We start from the raw sequence: 19995 nt of genomic DNA on the forward strand, positions 1-19995 counted from the left end.
TTGTTGAAGAAATTAAATGTAAACATAAAAAAATCCATCATCTTGCGAAGGCAAAATGATGGATTCTTTATATTGAGGACTAGTGCCGTTTTATACTTCCATAATGATCGGTAAAATCATTGGACGACGTTTCGTTTTTTCGTATAAATATGGGCCTAATACATCGGTAATTTCATTTTTCAAATCATTCCATTGTGTATCTTTTTCCTGAATCGTGCTGTTTAAATGATGGTTCAGCATTTTTTGCGCTTCATTAATCATCATGCCCGATTCACGCATATACACAAAGCCGCGAGAAATAATATCCGGACCAGAAACAATTTTGTTTTTAGCCATATCGACACTTACGACAACGATGACTAACCCTTCTTCTGATAGAATTCGACGATCGCGTAATACGATATTGCCGATATCCCCTATTCCGTTTCCATCGATATATACATCGCCTGAAGGTATCCGTCCTGCAACATGTGCTTCATTTGCACTTAATGCAAGAACATCCCCATTTTCCATAACGAATGAGTTTTCCAATGGAACTTCACAAGCCTCAGCTAATTCAGTGTGAATTTTCAACATGCGATATTCACCATGAATCGGCATAAAGAATTTCGGTTTCATTAAACGAAGCATAAGCTTTTGTTCTTGTTGAGAACCGTGACCTGATGTATGAATATTGTTTAACGCACCGTGGATAACTTCTGCACCAGCACGGAATAATAAGTTGATAATTTTGTTTACGCTCATCGTGTTACCAGGAACCGGAGAAGATGAGAAGACAACCGTATCACCAGGCTGGATTTGAATTTGACGGTGTGTACCGTTAGCAATACGTGATAAAGCAGCCATTGGTTCACCTTGAGAACCAGTACATAAAATCATCACTTCATTTGCAGGTAAGCGGTTTAAGCTTTGAATATCGACAAATGTTTCTTTAGGAGCTGTAATATAGCCTAATTCACGGCCGATTGTAATCGCATTATCCATTGATCGACCAAACACAGCAACTTTACGGCCATATTTTACAGCTGCATCTGTTGCCTGTTGTAAACGGTGGATATTGGAAGCGAATGTTGCAAATATAATACGTCCATCAACTTTACGGAAGATTTCGTCAATGCTTTTCCCAACTGTACGCTCAGACATTGTGAAATCAGGTTTTTCGGCGTTTGTACTATCCGATAATAAACAAAGAACGCCATCGCGGCCGATTTCCGCCATTTTCGTCAAGTTAGCAGGCTCGCCTACTGGAGTAAAGTCAAACTTAAAGTCACCAGTATGCACAATATTACCCGGTGGTGTCTTGATGACAATACCATATGCATCTGGAATACTATGTGTTGTACGGAAGAAGCTAACAGCTGTTTTACGGAATTTAATGACATCATTCTCTTTAAATTCAATCAGTTTTGTTGTACGTAATAAGCCATGCTCTTCTAATTTGTTGCGAAGTAGACCTAGTGCAAGTTTCCCTCCATATACAGGAATGTTAACTTGACGTAATAAATAAGGAATACCACCGATATGATCTTCGTGACCATGTGTTATAAATAAGCCTTTGATTTTGTCTACGTTTCGAACTAAATACGTATAGTCTGGAATTACATAGTCAATGCCAAGCAAATCGTCTTCAGGGAACTTAATACCTGCATCTATTAGTATGATTTCATCTTGGAATTGTACTGCATATGTGTTTTTGCCGATTTCGCCCAGTCCGCCGAGTGCGAATACAGCCGCTTGATCATTCTTAACGAATTTCATAACTGTTAAGCGTTCTCCAGACGGAAATTCGGGCTATTTTGTTCATATTCTAAATAGTTGCCTTCTAGAAGTTGAACAAGTTCAATATTGTAGTTACGGTCTTTTAAATAGTGACGTACTTCACGTTCAGATGACGCCTCTAAATAAAGTGTTTTTGTGTTTTCGCGAACTGGAATCTCAGAAATGTTTTCTTGATAATAGACTTTGTAAATCATAGTTACTCTCCTTTAAGTACGAACATTATTACTGCACTTCTAACTTGTAGAAAAATGCATTTCCTTTATATTATCACGGGACTCCTTTAAAATAAAGAAAAGCCATTCAAATTTCGTCAACATCAACGTGTTCACGAATCAAAAAAAATGGCACGTCCTATAATCGGGCGTGCCATTGTAAATGAAGTGTTAGGCAATTAATTTTTTTCCGAGGATGCCATTTAATCGTTTCCGCCATTTCTTTTTGAGACGCTTTAACATAGGTCATCACTCCTCACACTCATTATACTAAATATTCAGATTTTTGTAAAGGGCTATAAAATAAAAGGAGTGTTATAAATTGAAGAAAATATTATTTTTTGATGTAGACGGCACACTATACAATTCAGATAAAAAATTACCTGCTTCAGCAAAGGATGCTATATTTAAAGCACGAGAAAATGGTCACGAAATTGCGATTGCAACTGGACGAGCACCATTTATGATAAAAGATATAATGGAAGAACTGCAAATCGATACATATGTGACATTTAACGGGCAATATGTCGTTTATAAAGGTAAAGTCGTTTATACAGATCAAATCGACAATGAAACTTTAACGGAAATCCTGGAATTTGGTGCACAGCGAAATCATCCGTTAGTTTTCCTGAATGAAAAGGAAATGATCGCTAGTGAAAGCGATTATGAAACTGTGGAAAGCAGTTTAGCAACACTTCAATATCCATATCCGCAAATTGATCCGCAATACTATTTGCATACACCGGTTTATCAAACGCTTGTATTTATAGAAGAAAAAGAGCAGCCGATTTATGAACAGCAATTCCCTCAAGTCCAATTTATCCGTTGGCATCCTTTCTCATGCGATGTGCTGCCAGACGGTGGTTCAAAGGCAAACGGCATTCGAAAATTGCTGGAACATATTGATGTGCCGGTAGAGGATGTTATTACATTTGGCGATGGATTAAATGATATTGAGATGCTTTCAGAGTTTGGCTATAGTGTTGCAATGGAAAATGGACATGAGCGAGCGAAGGAAGTAGCTTCAATGATTACAGGACATGTGGATAATGACGGTTTAGCTGACGCAATGAAGAAGTTGAAATTGATATAGGCAGGTTGGAAAAAGCGTTGTGAGAAGATTTTTTCGCAGCGTTTTTTTGTTTTGAAAGATGGACGTGATTTTATTAGAACAATGTGAATGCTTATTGGAAAATCGGAAGCAGACATTAGAAAATAGAGAAAGGATTTTAAAATATGTAGCAGCCGTTTTAGAACAAATGGCAAGTATATTAGAAAATTTTAATTTTATTAGACAGGTTAAAAGGATATTAGAACAGTTGCAATTTTATTAGAACTTTTAAAAGCTGTGGCTACTTTCTTCTATAGTAACAGGTCAAAAAAAGACCCCATTTTCGCTACTAACGTAAATGGGATCTGCAGAAGTCAGTCTCTTCCGAATGGAATACTGTTTTCCAATTGGACAAACGGGTCTTTTTCATCGATACGATCGTAAAACATAACTCCGTTTAAATGATCTAATTCGTGCTGGAATGCGATTGCAGGAAGACCAGATAAACGCATTTTCTTTTCTTCTCCGTCCACTGTCATAAATTTCACAGTGATACGTGCATAGCGATAGACATAACCGGGAATGGCGCGGTCTACAGATAAGCAGCCCTCACCACTTGTTATATAAGTCTGTTCAACGGAATGGCTTACAATTTTAGGGTTAATCGCCACAAAGCTGATCAGTTCACCATTTTCATCTTCCAAATGCAATGCAAACATGCGTTTTAAACTGTTTACCTGGTTTGCAGCTAAGCCGATGCCGCCGCGTAAATTATATTTTTCAGCAATTTCAGGATTTTGGCTATTAATTAAATATTGCAGCATATCATCTGCGAGCTTTCGATCTTCTGCTGATAACGGAAAAGTTACTTCCTCCGCGCGGGTGCGTAAAGTAGGGTGTCCTTCACGGATAATATGTTCCATTAAAATCATGTGAAACTTCCTTTCAGTTCAAACTTATATGTGTAAGTATACACGACTCTCCGGAATCGAAGTAAGAAAAAACCTTCTCGAAAAGAAAATTATCATAAATTCCGATTTAACAATTCATTATAAGGGAATGAATAAATGATAAGGAGTTATAAATTAAATAACAATATTTATAGGCTGTTTTTTCTATTATAGTACAGAGGTGATTCAAGTGTGATACAGGTAATGTAACTGTATTAGTTTGGACGAATGTGAGGAAAAATCTTTAATTAAGATGATAAACAATGATTGACCGATAGAATTTTATTCTTTATACTCGGGATATAGAAACGTTGTACTAGTAAAAAACGAATTTTTTTTAATACAGTTCAAAGGGGATGTAAACAATGGCAGAAAAAATGAAAAATCAATTGGACCCAGCTGGAACGTTACAGGATATTGAAAGTAAGTTTGAGATGTTCCAAATTTTAAACGAGCAGGGTGAAATAGTAAACGAAGCGGCAATGCCGGACTTAACAGACGAGCAATTAGTTGAATTGATGGAACGTATGGTATATGTACGTATTTTAGATCAACGTTCGATTTCGTTAAATCGTCAAGGACGCCTAGGTTTCTATGCACCGACTGCGGGTCAGGAAGCTTCTCAGTTAGCTTCGCATTATGCGCTGGAAAAAGAAGACTGGATTTTGCCGGGTTACCGTGATGTGCCACAAATCGTTATGCACGGTTTACCATTATGGAAAGCATTTTTATTCAGCCGTGGCCACTTCATCGGTAACCAAGTACCGGAAGGCGTTAATGTATTGGCACCACAAATTATTATTGGTGCACAATATATCCAAACTGCCGGTGTAGCACTTGGTTTACAAAAACGTGGTTCAAAAACAGTTGCGATTACTTATACAGGTGATGGTGGTTCATCACAAGGGGATTTCTACGAAGGTATTAACTTTGCAGGTGCTTTCAAATCTCCGGCGATTTTCATCGTACAAAACAACCAATACGCAATTTCGACACCACGTGAATTACAGACGGCCGCTAAAACAATTGCACAAAAAGGTATAGCAGCAGGTATTCCAAGTATATTGGTAGATGGAATGGACCCATTAGCAGTATATGCAGCAACAAAGGATGCGCGTGACCGTGCAGTTCGCGGTGAAGGGCCGACTTTAATCGAAACAATGTGTTACCGATATGGGCCTCATACGATGGCAGGGGATGACCCGACACGTTATCGTACTACAGATATCGACAATGAGTGGGCTGCGAAAGATCCATTAGTACGCTTCCGCACATTCCTTGAAGGAAAAGGTCTATGGGATGAGCAAAAAGAAGAAGCAGTAATCGAACGTGCTAAAGAAGAGATTAAAGATGCGATTAAACAAGCAGATCAAGCACCAAAACAAAAAGTTACGGAATTAATGGAAAATATGTACGCTGGAGAAATGCCGGCAAACTTAAAAGAACAGTATGCGATTTATAAAGAGAAGGAGTCGAAATAAGCCATGGCACAAATGACAATGATTCAAGCAATTACAGATGCATTACGTTGCGAATTAAAAAATGACGAGAACGTTTTAGTATTCGGTGAAGACGTTGGTGTAAACGGCGGGGTTTTCCGCGCAACAGAAGGTCTTCAAAAAGAATTCGGCGTTGATCGTGTATTTGATACGCCACTTGCAGAATCAGGAATCGGTGGTTTAGCAATTGGTTTAGCGTTAACTGGATACCGTCCAGTACCTGAAATTCAATTTTTCGGCTTCGTATTCGAAGTAATGGATTCAATCAGCGGGCAAATGGCACGTATGAAATACCGTTCAGGCGGTACGTATAATGCACCAGTAACAATCCGTTCCCCATTTGGCGGTGGTGTTCATACACCGGAAATGCACTCGGATTCATTAGAAGGGTTAATGGCTCAATCACCTGGATTAAAAGTAGTCGTTCCATCAACACCGTATGATGCAAAAGGATTGCTAATAGCTTCTATTCGTGACGATAATCCGGTTATTTTCTTAGAGCATTTAAAACTTTACCGTTCATTCCGTGAAGAAGTTCCGGAGGAGTCATATACAATTGAATTGGGTAAAGCAGATGTGAAGCGTGAAGGAAAAGACCTTTCTATCATTGCTTACGGCTTAATGGTACACGAAAGTCTAAAAGCGGCAGAAGAGTTGGAGAAAGAAGGCTACTCAGTAGAAGTAATCGATTTACGTACAATTCAGCCGTTAGATATCGAAACAATTATTGCATCTGTCGAAAAAACAGGCCGCGCAATTGTTGTTCAGGAAGCTCAAAAGCAGGCAGGTATTGCGGCAAATGTTGTCGCAGAAATTACAGAACGTGCGATTCTATCATTGGAAGCGCCGGTATTACGTGTAGCTGCACCAGATACAATCTATTCATTCCCGCAAGCAGAAGGTGTATGGTTACCGACGTATAAAAATGTAATGGAAACTGCAAAGAAAGTCTTAACATTCTAAGAATTGAGGGTGAGATAAATGGCATTTACGTTTCGTTTACCAGATATCGGAGAAGGTATTCATGAAGGTGAAATCGTCAAATGGTTCGTTAAACCTGGCGATCAAGTAAAAGAAGACGATATTTTAGCAGAAGTTCAAAATGATAAAGCAGTCGTAGAAATTCCGTCACCAGTTGATGGTACAGTAGAAGAAATTTTCGTAGAAGAAGGAACGGTGGCGATTGTCGGGGATGCCTTAATCCGCTTTGATGCACCAGGCTATGAAGATTTAAAACTAAAAGGTGATGACCACCACGAATCAAATGAATCAAATAAAACAGAAGCACAAGTACAGTCTACTGCTGAGGCTGGCCAAGATGTGAAAAAAGAAGAAACTAAATCGGATAAAAATGCAGATACTGCTCAGCCGGAAGCTCCAGCTGAAACGGAAAAAGCTGCATCACCATCTGAATCAGAAACTTCAGGCAAACGCATTATCGCAATGCCTTCTGTACGTAAGTATGCTCGTGAAAAAGGTGTCGAGATTCAGCAAGTTTCTGGCACAGGCAAAAATGGCCGTGTGCTTAAAGAAGATATTGAAAGCTTCCTAAATGGAGGTCAACAGTCTGCTTCTGAAACAGAAGAAGTGAAAGAGACACAAGCAGAAGAAAAACAAGCAGCAACAAAACAAGCTGCACCAGTTGCACTTGAAGGGGAATTCCCTGAAACACGCGAAAAAATGAGCGGTATCCGCAAGGCAATTGCAAAAGCGATGGTTCATTCAAAACATACGGCTCCGCACGTAACGTTAATGGATGAAGTGGACGTAACAGAACTTGTTGCACACCGTAAGCAATTCAAAGATATTGCAGCAGAGCAAGGTGTTAAATTAACGTTTTTACCGTACGTTGTGAAAGCTTTAATCTCGACTTTGCGTAAATATCCTGAATTTAACCGTTCACTGGATGATGCAACACAAGAAATTATTCAAAAACATTACTATAATATTGGTATTGCAGCTGACACAGAAAGAGGTTTATTAGTTCCTGTTCTTAAGCATGCTGATCGTAAATCTGTATTCGGCTTATCACAGGAAATTAATGAATTGGCTGTAAAAGCACGTGATGGTAAGCTAGCACCGCATGAAATGAAGGGTGCGTCAATGTCGATTTCAAATATCGGTTCAGCTGGTGGACAATGGTTCACACCGGTAATTAACCATCCTGAAGTAGCGATCTTAGGAATTGGTCGTATTTCAGAGAAACCAGTAATAAAAAATGGTGAAATTGTAGCAGCACATGTGTTAGCATTATCATTGAGCTTTGATCATCGAATGATCGATGGAGCGACTGCACAAAACGCTTTAAATCATTTAAAACGTTTATTAAGTGAGCCGCAACTATTATTAATGGAGGCGTAAAAAAATGGTAGTAGGAGATTTTCCAATCGAACTAGATACTCTTGTAGTAGGTTCTGGCCCTGGTGGCTATGTAGCAGCAATTCGTGCAGCACAAACAGGTCAAAAAGTAACAATCGTTGAACGTGGAGCATTAGGTGGGGTATGTTTAAATGTAGGTTGTATCCCTTCAAAAGCTTTAATTTCTGTAGGTCACCGCTTTGAAAATGCCCAACATTCAGATGATATGGGTATTACTGCATCTGAAGTGAAATTAGACTGGTCTAAAGCACAAGCATTTAAAGACGGCGTTGTTAAAAAATTAGTTGGCGGCGTTGAAGGCTTATTAAAAGGAAACAAAGTAGATATCGTAAAAGGTGAAGCATACTTCGTGGATGCAAACACTGTACGTGTTATCGACGGCGATAATGCTCAAACTTATACATTCAAAAATGCTATTTTAGCAACAGGATCTCGTCCAATCGAAATCCCAACATTTAAATTTACTAAGCGTGTAGTAAGCTCAACTGGTGCGTTATCTTTCCCTGAAGTACCAGGTAAATTAGTAGTTATCGGTGGCGGTTACATCGGTACTGAGCTTGGTTCTGCTTATGCTAACTTAGGTTCTCAAGTAACAATTATCGAAGGCGGTAAAGATATTTTAGCTGGCTTCGAAAAACAAATGACGCAAATCGTTAAAAAAGGTCTTAAGAAAAAGGGCGTTGAAGTTGTAGTAAACGCATCTGCTAAAGGCGTAGAAGAAAACGAAAACGGCGTTATCGTTACTTATGAAGCAGGTGGCGAAGAAAAAACTGTTGAAGCAGATTACGTATTAGTAACTGTAGGTCGTCGTCCGAATACGGATGAAATGGGCTTAGAAGAAGTAGGTATTAAATTCGCAGAACGCGGATTATTGGAAGTAGACAAACAAGGTCGTACTTCAGTATCGAACATTTATGCAATCGGTGATATCGTTGCAGGTCCACAACTTGCTCATAAAGCTTCTTATGAAGGTAAAGTTGCTGCAGAAGCAATCGCTGGTGAACCATCAGTAGTTGACTACTTAGCAATTCCAGCAGTATGCTTCACTGATCCAGAAATGGCAACTGTAGGCTACTCTGAAGAGCAAGCAAAAGCGGAAGGTTTAGAAGTGAAAGCTGCTAAATTCCCATTCGCTGCAAACGGTCGTGCATTAGCATTAAACGAAACAGAAGGCTTCGTGAAACTAGTAGCACGTAAAGAAGACGGCTTATTAGTCGGTGCTCAAATCGTTGGTGTTGGCGCTTCTGATATGATCGCTGAAATGGCAACTGCTATTGAAGGCGGCATGACTGCAGAAGATATCGCATTAACTATCCATGCTCACCCAACTTTAGGTGAAATTACAATGGAAGCTGCTGAAGTTTTACTAGGCAACCCAATCCATATTGTAACTAAATAATTTTATAAAATGCACTGCCCATTATCAAATGGGCAGTGTTTTTTGATGGTATGAATAATGTGAGGTTCTCACAAGGAAAAAAGCTTTATAGAGGCTAGAAAATAATTTCCCTGCGTTTATTACTCAAGGTTTTTATATTGTGAAAAATGGTTAAATATAACCGGAAGAACGTTTGGAAAGTTAAATTAACAAAGTGAAAAAAAGAAACTGCAAAGTAAATGGGCATCCTCGGCAGTTGTATTATTAAGCGATTCAAATGAAAAGAAACATGAGGGTAAAACAGATCGTTTTGCCATAATTGATTTAGATATATTAATAAGGAAACTGCTGGAAGTGCAAAAAGAAAATTTTACAAAAGACTCTTATGAGTTGTTACAGCGCGTCATATGCGATGCTAACAATATTAAGTCTAATTAATATAGGGCAAGCTTGTGACGACCTGATAATAGCCGCCAGGATACTTCAAACAAAGCCTTTAATAATGGAATCGCTTCCTCCGTATGAATATGTTAATCGAGAAAATCCGGTTCAATATGCCGAATTCGTTTTACGTAATACATTGCAGGCAATTTTATTCAATGTAAACCAATTTCCGTACAATGAAATGACAAATCGATCTGTCTCACAATTAAATCAGACAATCCAATTTGCAAAAGAAGCAATTGCTGAAAATACAACTATACATGAACTGATTTTTGCTTTAAGAAGCGTTTTAGGATTACGGATGGATGTACAGCTAATAAAAAAAGATGAATTGAGTAATTAAAGATATCGGAATTGGGAGCAGCGGGATATTGAAGGATATTTTAATTGAAAACTGCTGAACGAAACTATCTTGTATAAATTTTAACAAGGTAGCTTTTAACGTTTCTTTTAAAAGAAATAACCAAATTATAGTAGGAAAATAAAATAGACAGAAATTTCTAATGGACGTACAATTAATACTGTGTAAAGGGGGGTTAGCTGATGGAAATTATCCGTACTATCGTTCAAATTGGTATTATCATTTTGTTTTATCTCGCTGGAGAATTTATTGTTTCGATTACTGGTATTATTATACCAGGAAGTATTATCGGGTTAGTGATATTATGGCTTGCTCTTTACTTTAAAATTTTAAATGTGAAATACATACAAGATGGTGCCGGTTTTATGTTAGCGTTTTTAACATTGTTTTTTATCCCTTCAACAGTGGCAGTCATCAATTATCCTGAACTGCTCACGGTTTCAGGGGGGCTATTCATTTTAGCTGTTATAATCAGTACAATTTTTACACTTGTTATTACTGGAAAAATCAGCAAGTTAATAGAAAGAAAAGAGCGCAAAATGAAGGAGGAAGAGAATATTGCTGCATCTACTGTTAATTCTATTCATCATAAGTAGCACCGTTCTTCTTTTTATATTACTGAATAGACTGTACTTGAAAGTGGGTAACCCATTTTTATTGCCTATTTTAACGGCGACTATTATTACAGTCATTATTTTACTAGTATTTAATATTCCTTATGGGACATACATGGAGGGGGGAGAGTGGATATCCAAAATGCTTGGTCCGGCTGTTGTAGCGCTCGCATTTCCTTTATACAATCAGCGGGAGCTTATATTTAAATACAAATATTCTATTATTACAAGCATCATTGTGGCAATGCTTGCTGGTCTTATTAGCGTTGTAGCTTTACTTTTACTATTTGGGGCTAGCAAAGACTTTATCCTTACTTCTTTACCTAAATCATTAACAACACCCGTTGCGATGCAAGTAAGTGATATTGTTGGGGGGATACCGCCGCTCACTGCTGTAATGGTAATGGTAGCCGGGTTTACGGGTGCTATTTTAGGACCTGTACTATTTAAATTATTTAAAATTGATACGGCGATCAGTCGAGGGGTCGCTATGGGAAGTGCTTCACATGGTGTCGGATTGACAAAATTAAAGGAGTATAGTGAAGAAGATTTATCGATTGGCTCCCTGTCTATGGGGCTCAGTGCAGTTGTAGGGGCTTTCATTATTCCCCTTATTTCGATTTATTTATTTTAAAAAAGACAGACAGCATAGCTGTCTGTCGGTAATATTAATAAATCGCTTTACGCTCTTTAATAACACGAATATTTTGTAATGTACTATCTTCAGGACCTTGAACAGGAAGACCTGCTTCAATATTCATCTTAATAAAATCTATGTTGCTTTGCGTAATTATTTCCCCGGGAATAAAAATTGGAATGCCCGGTGGATACACCATAATAAATTCTGCGCAAATATACCCTTCTGCCTGGGATAGGGGAATACTTTCTGTTTGCGCATAAAATGCATCGCGCGGTGTCATGGCAAGAGCAGGAATTTCAGGTATTTGAACATTTGTTTCAATAACCGATGCTTCCGATTCGAAATTTTTCGACATACGTGTCAAAGCATTTATAAGTAAATTAATTTCTTTTTTCGAATCTCCGATTGTTACTAAGCATAAAATATTGTATAGATCGGACAACTCTACTTCTAAGTTGGCATTTTGACGTAACCATTCTTCTGCAACATGTCCGGTAATACCTAAATCTTTAACGCTAATTAACAGCTTTAACGGATCCATATCGAATGTAGCAGAAGTTCCGAGTCTTTCACGTCCTACACAATGTAGATGCGGAATTGCGTTAATTCGTTTACGGGCATCCTTTGCCAAGCGGATTGCTTCATCCAATAAATCATATCCGTGGACAGCAAGCTGGCGGCGTGCCGTATCTAAAGACGCCAGTAATGGATAGGAAGTCGATGTTGTTGTAAGCATTGAGAATACAGCCTGTACGCGTTTGGCTGTTACAAGGCCTTCTCTAACGTTTAATACAGAACTGCCTGTCATCGAGCCTCCAAGCTTATGTGTGCTCGTAGCGGCCATGTCTGCACCGGCTTGCATTGCGGATAGCGGCAATTCATCATGAAATTTAATATGAACGCCATGCGCTTCATCCACGATTACTGGAATATTACGTGCATGTACAATTTCGACAATGCGTTTTAAATCTGCAACAAAACCAAAATATGTCGGGTTGATGACAAGTACGGCTTTTGCATCTGGATATGTCGTCAAAGCACGCTCAACCGACTCAGGTGAAATACCGTGAGAAATGCCGAGCTCACTGTCAACTTCCGGATGAATAAAAATAGGAATAGCACCTGCAAAAACAATTGCTGACATAATTGACTTATGTACATTCCGCGGTACTATAATTTTATCGCCTGGGCCAACGACAGTCATAATCATCGTCATAATGGCGCCACTAGTACCTTGCACGGAAAAAAATGTATGGTCAGCACCAAAGGCTTCAGCAGCAAGGTTTTGTGCTTGCATAATCACACCTTTAGGAGCGTGTAAATCATCTAGTGGAGCAATATTAATTAAATCAATTGATAAAACGTTGTCGCCTACAAATTCTCTGTAAGCTGGATCCATACCTTGCCCTTTTTTATGGCCTGGGATATGGAACTGGATAGGGTGTCTGTTGCGATGCTTAAGTAATGCATCAAACAAAGGAGTCTCTAACTGTGACAACGCAGGTACCACCTCACTATATAGTATTTTTTAAAAACAAATGAATTATAGCACCTATTAAAGTTGCTGACTATATAAATATTTTAATCAACTGAATTGACAGTTATTATTTTAGGAGGAATAACAATGAAATGGCAAACAAAAGTAACTGAATTACTGCAAATTAATTATCCGATTATTCAGGGTGGATTGGCATACCTGGCTTATTCTGAGCTTGCTGCAGCGGTTTCAAATGCAGGAGCCTTAGGGCAGATTACAGCGATGAGCCTATCGTCACCGGATGCGCTAAAGGAAGAAATAAAAAAAGTAAGAGAAATGACAGATCGACCATTTGGAGTAAACTTTGCGATTGGGATGCATGGAAAAGGTTACGAAAAAATGATCGAGGTGGCTGGTGAAATGGATGTGCCCGTAGTTACAATAACGGGAGGAAACCCTGCACCGATATTCGACATATTAAAAGACGCATCATGTAAAAAACTCGTACTTGTCGCTGCGAAACGACAGGCCCAAAAAGCTGAACAACTGGGAGCGGATGCAGTAATGGTTGTTGGGCAAGAAGGAGGCGGTCATTTAGGAAGAGATGACGTCGGAACTATGGTGCTAGTACCACAAGTTGTCGATAGCGTATCGATTCCGGTTATCGCTTCAGGAGGAATTGGAGACGGTCGTGGATGGATGGCTGCACATGCATTAGGGGCTGAAGGAATTGAAATGGGAACACGCTTTATTGCAACAAAAGAATGTGTACATGCTTCTCTAGCATATAAGCAGGCGCTGATTGAAAGCGAAGAAACAGATACAACAATTATTAAACGGTCGATTGGTGCACCTGCCCGAGTAATCCGCAATGCATTCACAAATGAAATTTTAGGAGTGGAACAAAAAACGCCTACTTATGAAGCATTGAAATCATATATTAGCGGTGAAGCAAACAAAAAATTCATTTACGATGGAGATGCAACTAAAGGTTTTGGATGGGCTGGCCAAGTAACGGGATTAATTCAAGATGTACCATCAGTGGAAGAATTAATTCAGCGTATGGTTGTACAAGCGGAAAAAATCCGTTTAAAATGGGGACAGTAATGATTAAAGGCAGGTAATAACTTATGGAATATTCATACCCATTATCGACGGACTGGTCAACAGATGAAATGGTTGATGTCGTACGCTTTTTTGAAGTGGTGGAAATGGCATACGAAAAAGGGGCAAAGCGTGAATTAGTCATGGCGCGCTACAAACGTTTTAAAGAGATTGTACCTTCCCAGGCGGAAGAAAAAACAATCTTTCGTGAATTCGAGCAGGCAAGCTCATATGTACCATACCGCGTCGTGAAGCTGGCAAAGGAATTATCGGACGGTCAAATTGTAAGAATGAAATAAAAACGCTGTGACAGAAATAGAAAGCTATTGGATAAGGTAACACACTTATAAAAGAAACGAATTTTCGGTACAGCAGAAAGCAGCATTTTCTCACAGAGAAAATGCTGCTTTTCTTTTTAAAGATGAAACTTTTATAAATTATTTTTAAATTGTTGGAATGTTTAGCAGTCTTTTGTACATATTAATAATAAATGGTTTCAATTAACCTTTGATGATTTCATAAACAGGGAGAAGCTCATCAAATGTTTGTTCAGCCAACTGCAAAAATTGTTCTGCAGACATTTTAATTGCCTCATCTGCAGGTATACGACGCCCAACAAGAAATTCTCCTTTTTTTACATCACGCAGGCGTATAAGGAGCTGTTCAAGCTTTTCGGTGCGCGCTTCTTTTAAAGGGATTGTATCTGGTTGCATATGATCGCCGGAAAGTACGTAATCATCGGATAAATCTTTAATCACTTGCATATTTTTCAGTAAGCGCTGTGCCATTTCCTGTTTTTGCGGCGCTTCATAAATCACTGCAACAACGATGAAAAGATGCGTACCCCATAATCCAATCTGGAAATGCGGTAAAGCTTTATAACCACGCTTATAAGGAGCGAACGCAACCCAGGAGTCTTTTGGAGGGTTTACAGTACGGCGGGCATGTTTAGCTACATGACCGAAAAATTCTTCTCCTGTTTGTGCACTGAAATACCCTGTAAACGTTTCTGAAAGCTCATTAAACTTTGGGCGAATAATAGTTGTTAAAGCTTCCATACGTTCATCTAGGCCGTCAATATCAAATACTTGAAAGTCTTCTTTAGTCCATTTGACAATACTCATTTTTTTAATTCCTTTCGATTTAATGTTTATTTTATTAATTTTTTGGGAAAAAATCTTGTAATAGAAACTTTATACCAATGGGAAATATCAGGGACGAGGCTATAAGTCTTAAGGAATTGCTCATATTATCCAGGTTGGTTAAAGTCTGAAAAATTATGATAAGGAAGTGATTTATTATGAAACAGATGATTAAGATTATACGCAAAGTTGATATTGAAAAGCAATACGAAGAGATTTTAATGTTGGAAATGGATTACGAACTTGCAACACTCTACGCTGCGATGAATGACAAAAATCAATCTGAAATTGATAAATCTAAAAAACGCTTAACAGAAATTCAAGAGGAATTAAAAGGTCTACATGCATATGCGTAACAAAAAAATGTTTCCAAAATAAAAAATCACTTGCCGACGTAAGAAAGCAAGTGATTTTTTGTTATAATAAGGATACTTTAGAAAATGCTCAACATATTTACATAAATAAACTAGTGATTGTTGTCGGAAGGTGGATAAACGATGGATATAAAACAACTGGATGAATTTGCAAAAGAAATTATTTTTGAAGCAGGGAAAAATATTCGAGCAGCATTTTCCTATAATATTGAAATTGAAACAAAGTCGAATCCCAATGATTTAGTAACGAATATAGATCGGGAGACAGAATTATTTTTCATTGAAAGAATAAAGGCATTTAATCCGGACCATCGTATTTTAGGTGAAGAAGGAATGGGCGAAACGGTTGACAATTTGAAAGGTGTTGTATGGATTATCGATCCGATTGACGGGACGATGAACTTTGTGAAGCAGCATCGTCACTTTATGATTACGATTGGTATTTATGTCGATGGTGTCGGAGTGTTAGGCTACATATTTGATGTAATGCGAGAAGATTTATTTAATGCGATTGCCGGTGTAGGTGCATGGTATAATGATTCTCCATTGCGCAAATTGCAGCCGGTGAAAATCGAAGAGGCGGTAATCGGCATTAATGCAAATTGGGTTACACCGAATACTCGCATCAATCACGAAAAAATTATCGAACTTGTTCAAACGGTGCGCGGTACACGTTCTTACGGTTCGGCTGCGATGGAAATAGCTTTTGTTGTAAGCGGAAAGCTGGATGCCTATATGTCCATGCGTCTTGCACCTTGGGATATCGGCGGGGGAGTGATCATTGCAAAAGAGGTTGGGGCGGTTGCCACAAACTTGGACGGCAAAGATTTCGATTATTTATCGAAGGATACATTCCTAATTGCCAATCCTTCAATTCATCAATTAATCTTGGATAAATATATTGAAGAAAAAAAATAAAAACTTCGGTGCATTATTGCACCGAAGTTTTTATTTTCTATAATAAACCTTGATCTCTGAATTTACGTTTTGTCTTAAATGCCATCCCGAAAATTCCACACATTACGATAACACCTAAAATAACACCGATCCAGCCGGTTGTTTCATACTTTGGCCCTGTCATAAAAACAAGTGAAAAGGCAAATCCAATGCTAATCATTGAAAGAATTGCCGTTAATGCGTAAATAAACATCACAAATTTTGCTTTATTCATCGTTCGTACCTCCATATACTTTTTATATGTGACAATAAATGTAATTAATTATTGTGAAAAGACATTTAATCTTTCATGTGCTATAATATCACAGTTAAACAATTGAAAAAAGAATATGGAGTGGAATAATGACAAATTTACGTCAAGATATTCGTAATATCGCAATTATTGCTCACGTTGACCATGGTAAAACAACGTTAGTAGACCAATTATTAAAACAATCAGGTACTTTCCGTTCAAATGAACGTGTAGAAGAACGTGCAATGGATTCTGGTGATATAGAGCGTGAACGTGGAATTACAATTTTAGCTAAAAATACAGCAGTAGATTATAACGGTACTCGTATCAACATCCTTGATACGCCTGGACACGCAGACTTCGGTGGAGAAGTAGAACGTATCTTAAAAATGGTAGATGGCGTTTGTTTAGTTGTCGATGCGTATGAGGGTTGTATGCCGCAAACACGTTTTGTATTAAAGAAAGCGTTAGAACAACGCTTAACGCCAATCGTTGTAGTAAACAAAGTAGATAAAGACTCAGCTCGTCCACTAGAAGTAGTAGATGAAGTATTAGAGTTATTAATCGAGCTAGGTGCAGATGAAGATCAATTAGATTTCCCAGTTGTTTATGCTTCTGGTGTAAATGGTACAGCATCTTTAGATCCAGACCCAGCAAATCAAGAAGAAAACATGACTTGCCTATTCGAGAAAATCATTGAATCAATTCCAGCACCAATTGATAACTCGGACGAGCCTTTACAATTCCAAGTAGCATTACTTGACTATAATGACTTCGTTGGTCGTATCGGTATCGGTCGCGTATTCCGCGGTAAAATTTCTGTAGGTCAACAAGTTTCTCTTATGAAATTAGATGGCACAGTGAAAAACTTCCGTGTAACAAAAATCTTTGGTTTCTTCGGTCTTAAGCGTGAAGAAATCGAAACAGCTATTGCTGGTGATTTAATCGCGGTTTCAGGAATGGAAGATATCAACGTTGGTGAAACAGTTTGTCCAATTGATCATCAAGAAGCGTTAACACCATTACGTATTGATGAGCCAACATTACAAATGACATTCTTAGTAAACAACTCACCATTCGCAGGTCGCGAAGGGAAATGGGTAACTTCTCGTAAAATTGAAGAGCGTTTACTTGCACAATTACAAACAGATGTATCTCTACGCGTAGAAGATACAGATTCTCCAGATGCATGGACAGTTTCGGGTCGTGGTGAGCTTCACTTATCGATCTTAATCGAAAACATGCGTCGTGAAGGTTATGAACTACAAGTATCTAAACCACAAGTAATCATCCGTAACATCGATGGCGTAAAATCTGAGCCAATCGAACGCGTTCAAATCGACGTACCAGAAGATTCTGTAGGTTCTATCATTGAATCAATCGGTACTCGTAAAGGTGAAATGTTAGATATGATAAACAACGGATCAGGACAAGTTCGTTTAATCTTTAACGTACCAGCACGTGGTTTAATCGGTTATACAACTGAGTTCATGTCTATCACAAAAGGTTTTGGTATGATGAACCATACATTCGATCACTACGCTCCAGTAGTAGCAGGTAAAGTTGGCGGCCGTCACCAAGGTGTATTAGTATCTATGGAAAACGGTAAAGCAACAACTTACGGTATGATGGGTGTAGAAGATCGCGGTACATTATTCATTGAGCCAGGTACTGAAGTATACGAAGGTATGATCGTTGGTGAAAATACACGTGATGCTGATATTACTGTAAACATTACAAAACAAAAACAAAAAACAAATATCCGTTCGGCGAACAAAGACCAAACGAATGTTATTAAAAAGCCTCGTATTTTATCACTTGAAGAAGCATTAGAATACTTAGGTGATGATGAGTATTTAGAAGTAACTCCAGAATCAATCCGTTTACGTAAACAGATCCTTGATAAAGGTGAACGTGAACGTGTTGCTAAAAAGAAAAAGAACGCTGAGTTAGAAGCTTAATTGGCGTCATTAAGGAAAGGTTGAATGATGTTGAATATGATGGCTGTGTTTGGTAGCTATTTTAATTTAGTATTACTGGCAACTGTATCTACAAATGAAAGTGATTACGTGTTTAATCGTATGTCCGGAATTACAAGATATTTATACGAAAATTTACCTAGCTACGAAATAGCTGGCTATGCAACATTTGTTCTTGTATTCCTTATGTCGGCAATTGTATATAAACTAGGCTTTGCAAAAAAACTTTCATTCGGCAGAAATGTCATCATTTATACGTTCCTGTTTTTAGGATGTATGGTATTAACATTTTTGGCACTATTCTTACCGATGATTGAAGGTTTAATTGTAGCTGCGTTAATTCTGATCGTCTATAAATCACGTTTATGGCGTGAAAAACGAGAAGAAGCGAAACAAATAAATTAATAGAGAGGGGAGTGTGTTAATTTGGACACATTCCCCTCTTTTTTTAAGACAATTTAATTGAAAACGCTTTATTCGGAGCGTTATAATTCATAACTGGGGATAATAACTAAAATGGAGTAGAGGAAAATGCATCTTACTAAAAAGCAGATCTTTATCATTGTTGGATTAGCGCTAATTATTATATCTTGCGTTATTTTTATACCTGCAGTATTATCAGCAAAAAATGAAGATAATGCAGCAGCGGAATTAAGTGAAATTTATAATGACCAATTTGTTGTTACAAAGTCTACGGCACCTGCAATCGGGGACGATTTTGAAGTGACGGTCCAATCGGAAACTTCAAAAACAGTGTATGATTTTGATGTAAAAGACGGTAAATATTTTGGCGAATATTATGGTGAAAATGTAAATATGCAAGTAAATGAACTGATTCAACCAATCGTTGGGGAAGAGATATTAGTGATGTCGAATGTATTCCAGAAAGACTTGGAAGAAGAGACAGCACTTGAAGATGTGAAAGCGGAGAAAGCTACTGTGCACTTATTAGTGGACGAAGAAATTTCAGAAGCAACAGCACAGCAAATTGCAGATGCTTTAAAGTCACAATTCGGCGAAATTCCAGTAACTGTTGAAGCATATGTTGTTGACGAAGAACGTGTTTTTGAAGGGGTAAAAACAGAAGTATTAAACTTCTTCCAGTTAAGCAAAATTAACGGAAAAAGCTTTGTCGACTTTAAATTCCACGAACAGTCTTTTGAATATTAATAAAAATGCGACGAGCTCTTTATGAGCCCGTCGCATTTTAAAATTCTTCATCAAATTTTGATGATGTTCGGAAAAAGCGGAATTTTCCTGTTGCTATTCTTGTATGTGTGTTTTCGGAAATACGTTCCGAACATTCTGTGCACATAAAAGTATGAATGGGACGATTGCGTAATTTTTTCGCTAAAGGTAAATCGTTTGGTAGTTCATGTAGTGTATCGCAAATGACACATTTTACACGCATGACGAAATCCTC

Annotated in this window: 22 protein-coding genes; 15 read left to right on the top strand and 7 right to left on the bottom strand. The window is 38.1% G+C overall.

Going from position 1 to position 19995, the window contains the following annotated elements:
- Window positions 1-90: 90 nt before the first annotated feature.
- Both rnjA and MHH37_RS04270 read right to left on the bottom strand, forming a co-directional pair.
- Complete coding sequence (rnjA, locus tag MHH37_RS04265; RefSeq protein ID WP_008403476.1) at window positions 91-1758, bottom strand: ribonuclease J1; 1668 nt, start codon at window positions 1756-1758, stop codon at window positions 91-93.
- 5 nt (window positions 1759-1763) lie between these two features.
- Complete coding sequence (locus tag MHH37_RS04270) at window positions 1764-1973, bottom strand: DNA-directed RNA polymerase subunit epsilon (RefSeq protein ID WP_008403475.1); 210 nt, start codon at window positions 1971-1973, stop codon at window positions 1764-1766.
- A 340-nt stretch (window positions 1974-2313) separates the two neighbouring features.
- Here MHH37_RS04270 and MHH37_RS04275 point away from each other — a divergent pair, with 340 nt between their 5' ends.
- Window positions 2314-3084 (top strand): Cof-type HAD-IIB family hydrolase, encoded by a 771-nt coding sequence (locus MHH37_RS04275; RefSeq protein ID WP_340797964.1) that lies wholly within the window; start codon window positions 2314-2316, stop codon window positions 3082-3084.
- Between the two features lie 332 nt (window positions 3085-3416).
- Here the strand turns inward: MHH37_RS04275 and def are convergent, their stop codons facing one another.
- Entirely contained in the window at window positions 3417-3974 is a 558-nt protein-coding gene (gene def, locus MHH37_RS04280; RefSeq protein WP_342575159.1) for a peptide deformylase, read from the bottom strand.
- 383 nt (window positions 3975-4357) lie between these two features.
- Between def and pdhA the strand changes: the two genes are divergently transcribed.
- The 7 genes from pdhA (at window position 4358) to MHH37_RS04315 (ending at window position 11301) form a co-directional block, all read left to right on the top strand.
- Window positions 4358-5473 carry a pyruvate dehydrogenase (acetyl-transferring) E1 component subunit alpha gene (gene pdhA / locus MHH37_RS04285; RefSeq protein WP_008403469.1) on the top strand — a complete coding sequence of 372 codons (1116 nt, stop codon included), beginning with the start codon at window positions 4358-4360 and terminating at the stop codon, window positions 5471-5473.
- Window positions 5474-5476: 3 nt separating this feature from the next.
- A complete protein-coding gene (locus MHH37_RS04290; RefSeq protein WP_008403467.1) occupies window positions 5477-6454 on the top strand; it encodes an alpha-ketoacid dehydrogenase subunit beta in 978 nt (325 codons plus the stop codon).
- 18 nt (window positions 6455-6472) lie between these two features.
- Window positions 6473-7852: a dihydrolipoamide acetyltransferase family protein gene (locus MHH37_RS04295; protein ID WP_008403466.1), complete on the top strand. Its 1380-nt coding sequence runs from the start codon at window positions 6473-6475 to the stop codon at window positions 7850-7852.
- A 4-nt stretch (window positions 7853-7856) separates the two neighbouring features.
- The gene (gene lpdA / locus MHH37_RS04300) at window positions 7857-9269 is read left to right on the top strand and encodes a dihydrolipoyl dehydrogenase (protein ID WP_008403464.1); all 1413 of its coding nucleotides are present in this window, start codon (window positions 7857-7859) and stop codon (window positions 9267-9269) included.
- Window positions 9270-9750: 481 nt separating this feature from the next.
- Window positions 9751-10035, top strand: a complete 285-nt coding sequence (locus MHH37_RS04305; RefSeq protein WP_342575161.1) for a hypothetical protein — start codon at window positions 9751-9753, stop codon at window positions 10033-10035.
- 200 nt (window positions 10036-10235) lie between these two features.
- Window positions 10236-10649 carry a CidA/LrgA family protein gene (locus MHH37_RS04310; protein WP_008403461.1) on the top strand — a complete coding sequence of 138 codons (414 nt, stop codon included), beginning with the start codon at window positions 10236-10238 and terminating at the stop codon, window positions 10647-10649.
- The gene (locus tag MHH37_RS04315) at window positions 10612-11301 is read left to right on the top strand and encodes an LrgB family protein (RefSeq protein WP_342575163.1); all 690 of its coding nucleotides are present in this window, start codon (window positions 10612-10614) and stop codon (window positions 11299-11301) included. Before MHH37_RS04310 ends, MHH37_RS04315 begins: the two co-directional genes overlap by 38 nt.
- Before the next feature lie 34 nt (window positions 11302-11335).
- On the opposite strand, the gene MHH37_RS04320 is transcribed toward MHH37_RS04315, so the two are convergent.
- Window positions 11336-12805 (bottom strand): aminotransferase class I/II-fold pyridoxal phosphate-dependent enzyme, encoded by a 1470-nt coding sequence (locus tag MHH37_RS04320; RefSeq protein WP_008403458.1) that lies wholly within the window; start codon window positions 12803-12805, stop codon window positions 11336-11338.
- Window positions 12806-12931: 126 nt separating this feature from the next.
- On the opposite strand from MHH37_RS04320, the gene MHH37_RS04325 reads away from it, so the two are divergent.
- Window positions 12932-13891 carry a nitronate monooxygenase family protein gene (locus MHH37_RS04325; RefSeq protein ID WP_008403457.1) on the top strand — a complete coding sequence of 320 codons (960 nt, stop codon included), beginning with the start codon at window positions 12932-12934 and terminating at the stop codon, window positions 13889-13891.
- Between the two features lie 23 nt (window positions 13892-13914).
- Window positions 13915-14187, top strand: a complete 273-nt coding sequence (locus MHH37_RS04330) for a UPF0223 family protein (RefSeq protein WP_008403456.1) — start codon at window positions 13915-13917, stop codon at window positions 14185-14187.
- Between the two features lie 201 nt (window positions 14188-14388).
- Here the strand turns inward: MHH37_RS04330 and MHH37_RS04335 are convergent, their stop codons facing one another.
- Window positions 14389-15012 carry a DUF1054 domain-containing protein gene (locus tag MHH37_RS04335; protein WP_065216483.1) on the bottom strand — a complete coding sequence of 208 codons (624 nt, stop codon included), beginning with the start codon at window positions 15010-15012 and terminating at the stop codon, window positions 14389-14391.
- 176 nt (window positions 15013-15188) lie between these two features.
- On the opposite strand from MHH37_RS04335, the gene MHH37_RS04340 reads away from it, so the two are divergent.
- On the top strand, window positions 15189-15386 hold the full coding sequence (locus MHH37_RS04340) for a hypothetical protein (protein WP_008403454.1): 198 nt from the start codon (window positions 15189-15191) through the stop codon (window positions 15384-15386).
- Between the two features lie 141 nt (window positions 15387-15527).
- The gene (locus MHH37_RS04345; protein WP_014824562.1) at window positions 15528-16322 is read left to right on the top strand and encodes an inositol monophosphatase family protein; all 795 of its coding nucleotides are present in this window, start codon (window positions 15528-15530) and stop codon (window positions 16320-16322) included.
- 37 nt (window positions 16323-16359) lie between these two features.
- Here the strand turns inward: MHH37_RS04345 and MHH37_RS04350 are convergent, their stop codons facing one another.
- Window positions 16360-16575, bottom strand: coding sequence for a DUF5325 family protein (locus MHH37_RS04350; protein WP_342575172.1), 216 nt, complete (start codon window positions 16573-16575; stop codon window positions 16360-16362).
- Between the two features lie 128 nt (window positions 16576-16703).
- Between MHH37_RS04350 and typA the strand changes: the two genes are divergently transcribed.
- From typA to MHH37_RS04365, 3 genes are all read left to right on the top strand, one after another.
- On the top strand, window positions 16704-18554 hold the full coding sequence (gene typA / locus MHH37_RS04355; protein ID WP_008403451.1) for a translational GTPase TypA: 1851 nt from the start codon (window positions 16704-16706) through the stop codon (window positions 18552-18554).
- Between the two features lie 24 nt (window positions 18555-18578).
- Complete coding sequence (locus MHH37_RS04360; protein WP_008403450.1) at window positions 18579-18977, top strand: YlaH-like family protein; 399 nt, start codon at window positions 18579-18581, stop codon at window positions 18975-18977.
- 126 nt (window positions 18978-19103) lie between these two features.
- Window positions 19104-19742: a hypothetical protein gene (locus MHH37_RS04365; RefSeq protein ID WP_008403449.1), complete on the top strand. Its 639-nt coding sequence runs from the start codon at window positions 19104-19106 to the stop codon at window positions 19740-19742.
- 37 nt (window positions 19743-19779) lie between these two features.
- On the opposite strand, the gene MHH37_RS04370 is transcribed toward MHH37_RS04365, so the two are convergent.
- Window positions 19780-19983, bottom strand: coding sequence for a YlaI family protein (locus MHH37_RS04370; protein ID WP_008403448.1), 204 nt, complete (start codon window positions 19981-19983; stop codon window positions 19780-19782).
- Between the last annotated feature and the right edge of the window lie 12 nt (window positions 19984-19995).

Source organism: Solibacillus sp. FSL K6-1781 (genome assembly GCF_038630735.1).
In the GTDB taxonomy this organism is placed as follows: domain Bacteria; phylum Bacillota; class Bacilli; order Bacillales_A; family Planococcaceae; genus Solibacillus; species Solibacillus silvestris.